At 43.2% G+C, this 12,486-nt stretch carries 10 protein-coding genes and 5 tRNA genes; 4 read left to right on the top strand and 11 right to left on the bottom strand.

What is annotated here, in order from left to right; translation table 11 throughout:
* Window positions 1–22: 22 nt before the first annotated feature.
* From clpX to GPUN_RS01275, 8 genes are all read right to left on the bottom strand, one after another.
* Complete coding sequence (gene clpX, locus GPUN_RS01310; protein WP_006002654.1) at window positions 23–1,297, bottom strand: ATP-dependent protease ATP-binding subunit ClpX; 1,275 nt, start codon at window positions 1,295–1,297, stop codon at window positions 23–25.
* A 51-nt stretch (window positions 1,298–1,348) separates the two neighbouring features.
* The gene (clpP, locus tag GPUN_RS01305) at window positions 1,349–1,972 is read right to left on the bottom strand and encodes an ATP-dependent Clp endopeptidase proteolytic subunit ClpP (RefSeq protein ID WP_006002651.1); all 624 of its coding nucleotides are present in this window, start codon (window positions 1,970–1,972) and stop codon (window positions 1,349–1,351) included.
* Window positions 1,973–2,059: 87 nt separating this feature from the next.
* Complete coding sequence (gene tig, locus GPUN_RS01300; protein WP_006002649.1) at window positions 2,060–3,364, bottom strand: trigger factor; 1,305 nt, start codon at window positions 3,362–3,364, stop codon at window positions 2,060–2,062.
* A gap of 277 nt (window positions 3,365–3,641) precedes the next feature.
* A tRNA-Pro gene (locus GPUN_RS01295) sits at window positions 3,642–3,718 on the bottom strand.
* Window positions 3,719–3,781: 63 nt separating this feature from the next.
* Window positions 3,782–3,866: transfer RNA gene (locus tag GPUN_RS01290), tRNA-Leu, on the bottom strand.
* A gap of 121 nt (window positions 3,867–3,987) precedes the next feature.
* Window positions 3,988–4,063, bottom strand: a tRNA-His gene (locus GPUN_RS01285).
* A gap of 77 nt (window positions 4,064–4,140) precedes the next feature.
* Window positions 4,141–4,217: transfer RNA gene (locus tag GPUN_RS01280), tRNA-Arg, on the bottom strand.
* Between the two features lie 20 nt (window positions 4,218–4,237).
* Window positions 4,238–4,314, bottom strand: a tRNA-Pro gene (locus tag GPUN_RS01275).
* 295 nt (window positions 4,315–4,609) lie between these two features.
* Here GPUN_RS01275 and folD point away from each other — a divergent pair.
* Both folD and GPUN_RS01265 read left to right on the top strand, forming a co-directional pair.
* Window positions 4,610–5,494 carry a bifunctional methylenetetrahydrofolate dehydrogenase/methenyltetrahydrofolate cyclohydrolase FolD gene (gene folD / locus GPUN_RS01270; RefSeq protein WP_006002647.1) on the top strand — a complete coding sequence of 295 codons (885 nt, stop codon included), beginning with the start codon at window positions 4,610–4,612 and terminating at the stop codon, window positions 5,492–5,494.
* Window positions 5,491–6,048, top strand: a complete 558-nt coding sequence (locus GPUN_RS01265; protein WP_006002646.1) for a DUF1415 domain-containing protein — start codon at window positions 5,491–5,493, stop codon at window positions 6,046–6,048. Before folD ends, GPUN_RS01265 begins: the two co-directional genes overlap by 4 nt.
* Before the next feature lie 74 nt (window positions 6,049–6,122).
* On the opposite strand, the gene GPUN_RS01260 is transcribed toward GPUN_RS01265, so the two are convergent.
* Genes GPUN_RS01260 through GPUN_RS01250 form a run of 3 tightly spaced genes read right to left on the bottom strand, consistent with a single transcriptional unit; the run spans window position 6,123 to window position 9,630 of the window.
* Window positions 6,123–7,955, bottom strand: coding sequence for a GldG family protein (locus GPUN_RS01260; protein ID WP_006002644.1), 1,833 nt, complete (start codon window positions 7,953–7,955; stop codon window positions 6,123–6,125).
* Window positions 7,955–8,689, bottom strand: a complete 735-nt coding sequence (locus GPUN_RS01255) for an ABC transporter permease subunit (RefSeq protein WP_006002641.1) — start codon at window positions 8,687–8,689, stop codon at window positions 7,955–7,957. Before GPUN_RS01255 ends, GPUN_RS01260 begins: the two co-directional genes overlap by 1 nt.
* On the bottom strand, window positions 8,686–9,630 hold the full coding sequence (locus tag GPUN_RS01250; protein ID WP_006002639.1) for an ABC transporter ATP-binding protein: 945 nt from the start codon (window positions 9,628–9,630) through the stop codon (window positions 8,686–8,688). Before GPUN_RS01250 ends, GPUN_RS01255 begins: the two co-directional genes overlap by 4 nt.
* 299 nt (window positions 9,631–9,929) lie before the next feature.
* Between GPUN_RS01250 and tsaA the strand changes: the two genes are divergently transcribed.
* Both tsaA and GPUN_RS01240 read left to right on the top strand, forming a co-directional pair.
* Window positions 9,930–10,628: a tRNA (N6-threonylcarbamoyladenosine(37)-N6)-methyltransferase TrmO gene (tsaA, locus tag GPUN_RS01245; RefSeq protein ID WP_006002637.1), complete on the top strand. Its 699-nt coding sequence runs from the start codon at window positions 9,930–9,932 to the stop codon at window positions 10,626–10,628.
* 109 nt (window positions 10,629–10,737) lie between these two features.
* Window positions 10,738–12,474: a proline--tRNA ligase gene (locus GPUN_RS01240; protein WP_006002635.1), complete on the top strand. Its 1,737-nt coding sequence runs from the start codon at window positions 10,738–10,740 to the stop codon at window positions 12,472–12,474.
* Window positions 12,475–12,486 lie beyond the last annotated feature (12 nt).

The following is a 12,486-nucleotide window of genomic DNA, read 5'->3' as shown; positions in this document are numbered from 1 at the left end:
GGCCTCGATGGCCCTTTCTTGCTTACTCAGAAGCTGCTTTTTTATCGGTATTTTCATAGATCAGCAAAGGCGCAGATTCCCCTCTTATGACGGTTTCATCAATAACTACTTTCGCTACATTCGGATTTGAAGGTAAATCATACATAGTATCTAAGAGCACAGCCTCTACAATAGAGCGCAGGCCTCGGGCACCGGTTTTGCGTGTCATTGCTTTACTCGCAATTGCGCGAAGTGCGTCTTCCCTGAACTCCAACTCAACACCTTCAAGCGCAAGTAAAGCGCCATATTGCTTAGTGATAGCGTTTTTGGGTTCTTGTAGAATTTGTATTAGAGCGTCTTCACTTAATTCCTCTAAACTAGCAACTACCGGCAAACGACCAATAAACTCTGGGATCAGACCGTATTTGACCAAGTCTTGCGGCTCAACATCTTTAAACAACTCCGACAAATTTTTCTTATCTGACTGTGCTTTTACTTCAGCACCAAACCCTATACCAGAGCCTTTGGCGCTGCGCTGCTCAATTATTTTGTCTAAACCAGCAAATGCTCCACCACAAATAAATAGAATTTTAGAGGTATCAACCTGCAAAAATTCCTGCTGTGGGTGTTTACGTCCGCCTTGGGGAGGAACCGATGCAATGGTCCCTTCTATTAATTTTAGTAAAGCTTGTTGTACACCTTCGCCAGAAACATCGCGGGTAATTGACGGATTGTCTGACTTGCGCGAAATTTTGTCTATTTCATCGATGTACACGATACCGCGCTGCGCTTTTTCAGGATCGTAGTCACACTTTTGAAGCAGCTTTTGAATGATATTTTCAACGTCTTCACCAACATAACCCGCCTCTGTTAAGGTGGTTGCATCAGCCATTGTGAAAGGCACATCGAGCAAGCGAGCAAGCGTTTCGGCTAGCAGCGTTTTCCCGCTGCCGGTCGGGCCAATTAGCAGTATGTTGCTTTTGCCTAATTCAACGCCTTCGTGTACATCGCCGTTTTTCAAACGTTTGTAGTGATTATAAACTGCTACTGCCAACACTTTTTTAGCGTGTTCTTGACCAATAACGTAATCGTCTAAATGCGCATGAATCTCACTTGGTGTCGGAAGCGCATCCTTCTTTTGCTTAGGTGAAATTTCTTTAATTTCTTCACGAATGATATCGTTGCAAAGCTCTACACATTCGTCGCAAATGAATACAGAAGGACCCGCAATAAGTTTACGTACTTCATGCTGACTTTTACCGCAGAAAGAACAGTACAACAACTTGTTGTCGCCCTCTTTGGTACTATTATCGCTCATAAAATTTGCCTTTAATCTTTGGGTTGCCCTTTTACAAAAGGGCATTTGAATTTATTTTCCAACATCGTCTCTGCTGTTTAAGATACTATCAACTAAACCATAGTCAACTGCTTGTTGTGCACCTAAGAAGTTATCTCTGTCAGTATCTTTTGCCACTTTTTCATATTTTTGGCCAGTGTGCTGCGCCATTAGGCGATTCATCTTTTCTTTTATAGACAAGATTTCTTTGGCATGTATTTCAAAATCAGACGCTTGGCCCTGGAAACCACCTAGGGGCTGATGAATCATTACACGTGAGTTAGGCAATACATAACGTTTGCCCTTTTCACCCGCTGAGAGTAAAAATGCACCCATACTAGCGGCCTGACCAATGCACACCGTGCTAACATTTGGCTTGATGAAATTCATTGTATCATAAATGGCCATACCAGCTGTTACTGAACCACCGGGAGAATTTATGTATAGAAAGATATCTTTCTCAGGGTTTTCTGCTTCTAAAAACAGCATTTGAGCGACAATCAGATTAGCCATGTGGTCTTCAACCTGACCTACTAAGAAAATGACGTTTTCTTTTAACAAACGTGAATAGATATCAAACGAACGCTCACCGCGAGCGGTTTGTTCAATAACCATAGGAACGAGTGCATTAGAGGGTTCAAAAATATTATTGTTCATTTTGTCTCTTTTTAGTTAAAAAAAATGCCCGGTGAGTCCGAGCATTTAATCAGTTGAGAGTCTGTTACGCCAATTATTACGTGTAAACTACGCTTTTTTGTTCATAACTTCATCAAAAGATTTTTTCACTTCTTTGACTTTTGCTTTTTCTAATATGGTATCAATTGCCTGCTCTTCAAGGGCAAGGTTCTGAATTTGTTTTAATAACTCTTGGTTGTTTTTGTAGTACTCAACAACTTCAGTAGGATCTTCATAAGCAGAAGCCGTTGTTTCGATAAGTGCATCAACGCGCTTAGGATCAACTTCAACTTTATTCTCTTTTATAATTTGCCCAATTAACAGACCAACTGCCACTCGGCGCTTAGCGTTTTCAGTAAACATGTCAGCAGGCAACTCGGGTAAATTTTGACCATTTCCTTGCTGTGCAAAGCGCTGCTTAGCTTGTTCACGTAAGGCATTCACTTCTTGGTCAACCAATGCTTTGGGCGCATCAACGCTGTTGCTCGCCAACAATGCATCAATTACTGCTTCTTTTACGCTAGTTTTGAGCGTTTGGTCTAATTCGCGCTGCATGTTTTTCTTCACTTCAGCTTCTAAGGCTTCAACTCCGCCTTCTTTCACGCCAAACAAAGTTGCAAATTCATCGTCAATTTTTGGTAAATTTAGCCCTTCAACTTTGTTTACTGTGATTACAAATGACGCTGCTTTACCTTTTAAAGCTTCTGCATGATAGTCTTGAGGAAAGGTCAACTCAGCAATGACTTCATCGCCCGTCTTAGCACCAATTAAAGGCTCTTCAAAGCCTGGTATCATTTGGCTTTTGCCTAGCTCTAGTGGAAAATCTTCGGCTTTACCGCCGTCAAACTCTTCACCGTCGATGCTACCAACAAAACTTATGGTAAGTTTATCGCCTTTTTTAGCTTTACGCTTACATTCTTTAAACGTAGCGTGCTGCTGCTGAAGGGTTTTCATCATTTCACTTAGGTCATTGCCAGCAATCTCTACTACCGGCTTTTCAATTTCTAAGGTGTCTAGTGCACTCACTACCACGTCTGGATACACTTCGAAGGTGGCGGCAAACTCTAAATCTTCACCAGCAACATCTTTGGTTAATTCAAAATTCGGCATGCCTGCAGGTGTAAGCTCTTCTTGCATAATAGCTTGATAGAAATGCTGCTGCATAACATCGCCTGACACTTCTTGACGTACCGCACTACCAAAGCGTTTTTTGATTACGCTTGCTGGCACTTTACCTGGACGAAAACCGTTTATACGCTGTGTTTTTGCTAATTGTTGTAAACGCGACTTAACGGCTTTATCTACAGATTCCGCTGGAACGGTAATAGTAAGACGGCGTTCTAAACCTTGAGTCGTCTCGACTGACACTTGCATTCTTCTACCTCAACTATGCGCCACTTGCGCTTTGTGTAATCAATCATAATAGATTCGTAGATAATTTAAGACTGTTTGAAGCCCATGTTTCAATTATTTACTAAACTATGCATGGCACCCAAACAACTTTTAATGATGAATGAGTTTAAAAAAAGGACGCCAAATTATACAGAGTGATTTTATTTTAGTCGAGGAGTTATGCGGATTTAATTAAAAAAACCGCGTTTTTGAGGATTATTTTAGTTTTATAGAGTAATTTTTACGCACAAAAGAAAAATGGTCGGTGAGATAGGATTCGAACCTACGACCCCTTGGACCCAAACCAAGTGCGCTACCAAGCTGCGCCACTCACCGATATGTTTATTATGAAAATGTTTATTTTGACTCAAAAGATTGTTGTGACAACCCTTCAATAGATGGTGCGGAAGGAGAGACTTGAACTCTCACGCCGTGAAGCACTGGAACCTAAATCCAGCGTGTCTACCAATTCCACCACTCCCGCAAACTTTATGCTGTGCTGCACTTTCTACAGACACTTTACCAATGTTTTACTGATACTACATGTATATTTATGCTACAAGAACTTAGGTTGTAAAAGAGTATCACATGTTGTCAGAAAAAAGTGGGGTGGACGATGGGGTTTGAACCCACGACCGCTGGAATCACAATCCAGAGCTCTACCAACTGAGCTACGCCCACCACTGATTTACTACTTTTCCTGACAGCAACTACATTTACTACCCTTTCTCATTAGCATGCCTTTTGGGCCAATACGATGGCGCGTCCGGCAGGATTCGAACCTGCGACCACCCGCTTAGAAGGCGGGTGCTCTATCCAGCTGAGCTACGGACGCTCGTCGAATCGAAAAGCTAATGGTCGGTGAGATAGGATTCGAACCTACGACCCCTTGGACCCAAACCAAGTGCGCTACCAAGCTGCGCCACTCACCGATTGCGTAAAGGATAAACATTGAATGCTCATCTCTACGGGGGGCGCATGTTACCGACAATGCTGAATTTGGTCAAACACTATTTAGCATAATTTGTGGATTTTTTAAGGTTGCTGTTTTTTTCAGCATTTCTTGGCCATTAAGCGTCGCTTTGGTGATTCGACTAACGCGCTGCCTATCATTTTATTCGATGTATTATACTACTCTAGAAAGTCTGTTTCACTAGCAAACTCTGGTTATTTTACTCATTTTTCCTTAAACTACACCGCAAAACCACCAGCGGATAAACTCGGTACATGACAGCTCAACTGATAAATGGCAAAAACATAGCACAACAAGTACGTAATAACGTGGCGGCGCATATAGACGTGCTAAAAGAAGCGAACAAGAGACTGCCCGGATTAGCTGTTGTATTGGTGGGCACAAACTCCGCATCTCAAATTTATGTCGCACACAAAACCAAAGCCTGCGCTGAGGTAGGTCTAGTATCAAAAGAGTTTACTTTGCCTGCCACCACCAAACAACACAGCGTATTAGCCTTAATTGACACGCTTAATGACGACCCCGAGATTGACGGTATTTTGGTGCAGTTACCCTTACCTGCAGGCTTAAGTGTCGAAGATATATTAGAGCGTATCCATCCAAGTAAAGATGTTGATGGCTTTCATCCCTATAATATTGGTCGCTTAGCGCAGCGCATGCCTGCTTTGAGACCGTGCACGCCCAAAGGTATCATGACCATGATTGAGGCCACAAAGCGCAAGATTAAGGGCATGGATGCAGTTATCGTGGGCGCATCAAATATAGTGGGTCGGCCAATGGGGCTTGAGCTCCTGCTAGCCGGCTGCACTGTTACGACTTGCCATAAGTTCACCAAGAATTTACAAGCGCACGTGCAGCGAGCCGATTTGTTGGTGGTGGCGGTAGGTAAGCCTCACTTTATACCTGGCCACTGGATAAAAAAAGGCGCAATTGTCATTGATGTTGGCATTAACCGCTTGGATGACGGCACCTTAACTGGCGATGTTGAATTTGAAGTCGCAAAAGACCGAGCAGACTGGATAACACCTGTGCCTGGGGGCGTTGGTCCCATGACTGTAGCCAGCTTAATAGAAAATACACTAGAGGCTTATGTTGAATATCACTCCTTCCAACATCAGGTAAGGGGCACTGCTAAATGAACAACAAAAATGGCCCAGCGTCAGCGGCAGGTCACGGCGCAGAAGCAAAAGTATGGAGATGGCTTGACAAGGTCGTCATTGGTGAAAACCTATGTCCTTTTGCAAGAGTACCGCGTGAACGCGGCCAAGTGCGACTGCTAGTTGTGCAAGAGCCTAACGTGCAGCACTTGTTAACAATACTGGCAAATGAATGTCATTACTTGGTCGCACATCCTAAAACAGAAACTAGCCTAATCGCCTTGACCCATCAGCTAGATGATTTTTACGATTATCTAGACGCCTTGGACATGGCTCAGGAGCTGCTAGAAGATCTTGGCTATGAAGGTGTTTTTCAATTGGCAAGTTTTCATCCTGAGTACTTATTTGCAGGTGAACCGGCTAATTCAGTCAGTCATTATACAAATAGAGCACCCTTCCCTATGTTTCATCTAATTCGCGAGGCTAGCATTACCAAAGCGCTCGCCTTCGTTGAAGACCCTGAAGATATTCCTAGGCGCAACATAGCGCATGCAAACAAGCTAGGGGTGGCTTTCTTCAAAGGGTTTCTATCGTAATTGACATTGCACTAGAGCTGTTCTACAAACAGCTCGTAAGGGCTTGTTTGAAGCGCTTATTCTAGATGCCTACCCTAGAAACTTGTTTTAGGCGCTCGCTTTCGACATATTTTAGCGATTAATAACAGCAGCAAAACAAGTACCACTGGCGCAAGTACAATATTGATGAGTTTAAGAATATCGCCTAAGGCCTCAATATCTCGCTGCAGCTGGAACTGCACCTCGCGAAGTGATTTTCTAATTGCCATTCTTTGCTCGGTAAAGCCGTTGATGGTCGCTTCTTGCTCGGCACTTAGAGCAACATTGTTGTCAGGAATTTGCAACTGAGCCAGGGCCTTTTCGGTTTGTTCTAACTGTTTCTGCAAGCGCTTCTCTTGTGCTCTAAAGTTTTCTTCTGCGATCAGCCGGATAACCTGCACCCTTGTGAAAGGCCTATCAAAAGTGGCACGACTTCTAATGCCGATAAGACCATCACTACCGCTTAAGTTTTCAAGCGTATTGATGATAAAATCGCCATTATTAGCAAATGGTGTCGATACCATTTGCCCAAAAAAGTTACTGCTTTGCACCCAAAAACGATCTGCCGCTATATCAGCGTCGGCAATTACCACTAAGTTCAAGCTATTGGTTCGTCTTATTATATTTTCACCATCAGGCGCTTGAGCGTCAGCAAAGTGTGATACCGCGCTGCCTGAATAACGCGCCGCAAGGATAAATGCTTCGTCGCCTTTGGTAAATTTTTCAGCAAACACTGCTGGGTTTCGTGTTGCCATATATCTTTGCGCTGGCATAAGGTCGTTAGCGGCAGATGAGCTTAGCAGAACTGTTTGCGACAGCAGGCTGTTTGAGCCTAAGGATAAAGTGCCAAAAGAGGCGCCGTTAATACTGTCTAAATCGGTAGTGGTGATATCGTTTGGGTTAATTTGCTCGCGAGTTAGGCCTAAAAAACCTAAGTGTCGAATAAGGCCACCAGCCGGATTCCGCACTTCTAGACCCGTTAAAGCATCAAGCACAACGTTTTCATTATCAAATTTAATGCCATAAGAGGCAAGTAAAGGCAAAAACGAACTATTAACCCCCACTGAGCCCATCTGCGCCATTAGGTCAGACTCGTAGTGGGCATCGACTAATGCCAAGGCCCTGCCTTGGCGCATTAAAAACTGATCGATACTGAACAGCAGTGCCTCATTTATATTTTGAGAATGCCACAGCAACAGCACGTCAGTGTTACTAGGTAAAGACTTAGTCGAACTGCTAATTAACGTGATATCGAACATCTTTTCAAGCTGCTGATACAAAACAAAGGCGGCTGTTGTTTTCCCATTTAATGGATTTTCACCGCCGGCAATTTCTAAATCAGTAACAATAGTTAACTTAGCAATCTCAGGCTCGTTTAAACTGTAGAGTAAAGTACTAATATCGTATTCTAAAAAAGCTTCTTTGCTGGGGTCGAAAAAGCCAATTACCATGGTGTCACCAAGGTTGTTTGTGCCGGCTAAACCAAAATAAATAGTGTTTTGAAAACTGCCTGTAGAAGCTGCTGTTAATCCAAATGCTGCAGCGCTATCTTGGGCTTCTGAGAAGGGCTCAGGATCAATTATTTCTAGGTGTATATTGCCCTTGCCTAGTTTCACATATTCTTGCAGCAGACTTTGTACTCTTGCCTTATAGTCGCGTAGGGCCGTCATGCCGGTTGAGTTACTCTCAGAAAAAAACAGCTGAAGTGTAATAGGCGCTTTTGTATCAGCCGCTATTTTTTGACTACCTTTGCTTAATGAGTATATTTTTCGCTCGGTCAAATCAATGCCTACACTATTGGCATACATGTTATTGAACACCATTGCGCCTAAAAATAAAGCGCCAAGCAGGCCAAATATTATGATGTTAAAAAAAATCGTTTTTAGCATTAATGTGCCTTTTTCTGTTCAATTACCACATAAGCTGCAAACAGCCAAACCGCAATGCTTAGCACGTAAAACAAGACGTCGTTTAGCACAATTACGCCTTTTGCCATGTTTTGGAAGTGAGTCAAAAAGCTTAAACCAGCAATGGCATCAACTATTATGTTAGGTGCCCACATTTGGAATAAATCAATTACCACGGGCGAGCCTGCCAATACAAAAACGAAACAAATCACAATGGCTGAAATAAAGGCAACCACTTGATTTCGGGTAGTTGCCGACATGCAAATACCCACGGCTAAAAAAGCACCCGACATAAGCCAACTGCCTAAATAAGCCGCCAAAATAACCCCGTTATCGGGCGCACCTAAATAGTTAACGGTAACAAATAGTGGAAAGGTCATTAGCAAACATAAACCCAAAATTGCCCAGGCTGCAAAAAACTTCCCGAGCATAATTTGCATAGTGGTAATAGGCAATGTCATGATTAACTCTATACTGCCGCTTTTGCGCTCTTCAGACCACGTACGCATGGCAATAGCAGGCACTAAAAACAAATATAACCAAGGGTGGAAGTCGAAGAAACTAAGCAAGTCTGCCTGTCCTCTTTCATAAAATTCCCCAAACAAAAAGGTAAACACTCCCGACATAACCAAGAAAATCAGAATAAAAATGTAGGCCACAGGGGTCGCAAAAAAACTCGCAAACTCGCGTTTAAAGATAGTCAATGTGGCACTCATACTTGCTCCTGCTGGTTAGACTCAAGTGTAATTTTTCTAAACACATCATCAAGTCTGACCTCTTCAGGATACACCATGTCTACCGGCATTTGGTGATATTGAATATGTGAGGTAACTTGACCAAGAATATACCTGCCAGGCTGAGCAAAAACCGTCACATAATTAGTGCCTGGGGTGTGCGTCATATCTAACACACCGTCTATCTCAAGCAGGCCTGATATGTCACTTGCATAGCTTAGCTTAAGCGTCACGGCATTGTGTAAAGGCGACATTTTTTTCAAGGTTTCTGGTGTATCATCGAAGCACTTTTTGCCATTTGCAATAATAATAACGCGGTTACACACCGCAGCCACTTCATCAAGAATATGCGTAGACACAATCACCATTTTGTCTTTTGCCAAATTTTTAATAAGCTGTCTAACGTGGTATTTCTGATTGGGATCTAAGCCGTCAGTCGGCTCATCTAAAATTAAAATATTAGGATCGTGAATAAGAGCTTGTGCTAAACCTACTCTGCGTTTGAAGCCCTTGGAAAGATGCTCAATTTTTTTATTCAAAACCTGCTCAAGCTGCACTTGTTCACACACCTTGCCGATGGCTTGTTGGCGTGTGGTTCGCGGCATTCTCCTGACTTGGGTAATAAAGTATAGAAACTGATACACAGTCATATCGCTATAGGCAGGCGCTCCTTCAGGCAAGTAGCCAATATTTTGCTTTATTTTTAAGGCTTCGCGGCCTGATTGTGTAAAGCTAAGACCGTTTATTTCAATGGAGCCTGAAGACACGGGCAAAAAGCCGGTAAGCATTTTCATGGTGGTCGATTTTCCGGCTCCATTGGGGCCTAAAAAACCCACCACATCGCCGGGTCTGATTTCAAACGATAAATCGTCGACTACGCGGTGCTGATTAAATACCCGGCTGATATTTTTTACCGAAATCATGTTTTCCCTTGAGATTATTATGTAAGATGGAAGCCTACATGGTCGCAAAAATCCCAAGTGTTGGCTGAGTTTATTCTGCGCTTAAAAAGAATGTATTATAAAGCGCTTTATTGACCAACTATTATAATCAAATATTTACACTTACTATGACAAATATTTAACGTTAAATCCACTTTCTTAAGCTAAGGCATTGTCTTTTTTACGATAAGTCTAGATCCATCTATACGGTTAACATAAGCACCGGTATATATGTTTGCTTAAGAGCATTGTTCTACTAGCCAGCTTTTATGGACACACATGTGACTCACTCAATCACTCCCATAGGACACATATTAACCCCCTTTACGCAAAAGTTTTCGATTCCACGTCAAGGCTTATCGCTAAGCTGTGCATCTGGCGAAATTGTGTTTAGTGAACATATTGATATCGCACAGTCTCTAGACGGCATTGAAGCATTTTCGCACCTATGGCTGTTGTTTTTATTTCATGAAAACCTCGCGCAAGGCTATAAAACGAAGGTAAGGCCGCCGCGTTTAGGGGGAAACAAAAAAATAGGCGTATTTGCTAGTCGCAGTAGCTTTCGTCCCAATGGCATTGGCATGTCAGTGGTCAAAAACCTTGGTATGAAAGGGCAGCGTTTGCAGGTACAAGGGGTCGATTTGTTAAGCAACACACCCATTGTGGATATTAAGCCTTACTTGCCCTACGCAGATAGTGTGGCACAAGCAAGCGCAGGCTTTGCCCAAGAAAAACCAAAGCCGCCTTTAACCCTTAAGTTTTCGACACAAGCGGCGCAAAAATTAGTACTGCATCAAGCATGCTATCCCGCACTTACGACGCTGATCCATAATACCCTTAGTCAAGACCCTCGCCCTTCCTACAAAAAGCACAAACAAGACAATAAAATTTATTTTATGCAGCTCTACGATATTGAACTTAGCTTTTGTGTCATGGCAAGTACCGCTGAGGTAATCGACATTTATCCAATCCTTACTTAAGCTAGGCTCATTTTAAATAGGCCCTAAGAATACATTTTAGCTTTAGTCTGCGCCCACACACTGCTAATATCCGAGGCATTAAAAACTGACGGTTTATTTATACTCTATTATGCGCACTACACAATATTTATTAGCCACACAAAAAGAAGTTCCTAGCGACGCAGACGTTGTTTCTCATCAGCTCATGTTGCGCGCCGGAATGGTCAGAAAACTCGCCTCTGGTTTGTACAGTTGGTTACCCACCGGGTTACGGGTGTTAAACAAAGTCAGTAAAATTGTACACGAAGAAATGGTACGCGCCGGATCTATTGAAATCAACATGCCGGTGGTGCAGCCAGCAGATCTATGGCAGCAATCAGGGCGCCTAGAAGAATATGGCCCTGAGCTTTTGCGCATTCAAGACAGACATCAGCGCGACTTTGTGCTTGGGCCAACGCACGAAGAAGTCATTACCACTATTGTTAGCAACGATGTGAATAGCTACAAACAGCTGCCGCTCAACTTGTATCAAGTACAGACAAAATTTCGTGACGAAGTAAGGCCTAGGTTCGGTGTTATGCGTTCTCGCGAATTTATAATGAAAGACGCCTACTCGTTTCATTTATCCATGGAATGTCTAAGTAACACATATCAAGATATGCACACAGCATACTGCAATGTGTTTGACCGCATAGGCCTAAACTACAGATCTGTTATTGCCGATTCAGGCTCTATAGGCGGTGCGGTGTCACATGAGTTTCACGTATTAGCAGAATCTGGCGAAGACGATATCGCATTTAGCAATAGTTCTGACTACGCAGCAAATGTAGAGCTTGCCGAGGCCATTACCCATGCGGTTGCTGCTAGCCCCACCAAAGCGCTTGAAAAAGTAAATACGGGCGATGCAAAAACCATTGCTACGGTATCTGAATTATTGAGCATTAATGCAAGCCAAAGTGTGAAAACGTTAATTGTTGCCGCCAGCAGTGAAATTGACGCTGAGTTTGTAGCGCTTATTTTACGCGGTGATCATCAACTTAACGCCATAAAAGCTGAGAAACACCCGTGGATTGCCAGTCCTTTGGTAATGGCGCAAGAAGAAGCCGTTAAAACCTTAGTGGGATGTGGTTTTGGAACACTTGGCCCTATCAAAATGCCTATGCCGGTGTTAGTGGATAGAAGCGCCGCCGCCTGCAGCGATTTTGTATGCGGTGCAAACGAAGAAAACATGCATTTTACTGGCGTTAATTGGCAGCGTGATTTTAGCGCAAAAGGGGCCGACGCGAGCGGTTTAGACAGCCGTATCGTAGTCGATTTACGCCAAGTCGTAGCGGGTGACCCGTCTCCCTGCGGTAGCGGCACTTTAGATATTCGCAAGGGTATTGAAGTTGGGCATATCTTCCAATTAGGCGATAAATACAGTAAAGCAATGAACTGCGGCGTGTTAACTGAAACGGGTAAGTACCAAGTCTTGCAAATGGGCTGCTATGGTATCGGCATAACCCGCATAGTGGCCGCGGCAATTGAGCAAAACAACGATAAGTACGGCATAATGTGGCCCGACGCTATCGCCCCTTTCAAAGTGGTGATCATTCCAATGAATATGCATAAGTCGCATCGCGTAAATGAAGTTGCCCAGAAACTTTACCAAGATTTACTCGACGCTGGCGTAGACGTGTTGTTTGATGATCGTAAAGAAAGACCCGGCGTTATGTTTGCCGACATGGAATTAATTGGGGTGCCGCACAGCATTATTATTGGTGAGCGAAACCTCGATGAAAACGCCCTTGAATACAAAAATAGAGCCACTGGTGAAAAAATAATGTTGCCAATTGATAAAGTTGTTACCTTTATTACCGAAAAGTAAATAAGGCAGTTC

The organism is Glaciecola punicea ACAM 611 (assembly GCF_000252165.1).
Lineage (GTDB): Bacteria > Pseudomonadota > Gammaproteobacteria > Enterobacterales > Alteromonadaceae > Glaciecola > Glaciecola punicea.
The sequence above is the reverse complement of the archived record's forward strand: the minus strand, read 5'-3'. Positions and strand labels throughout refer to the sequence as shown.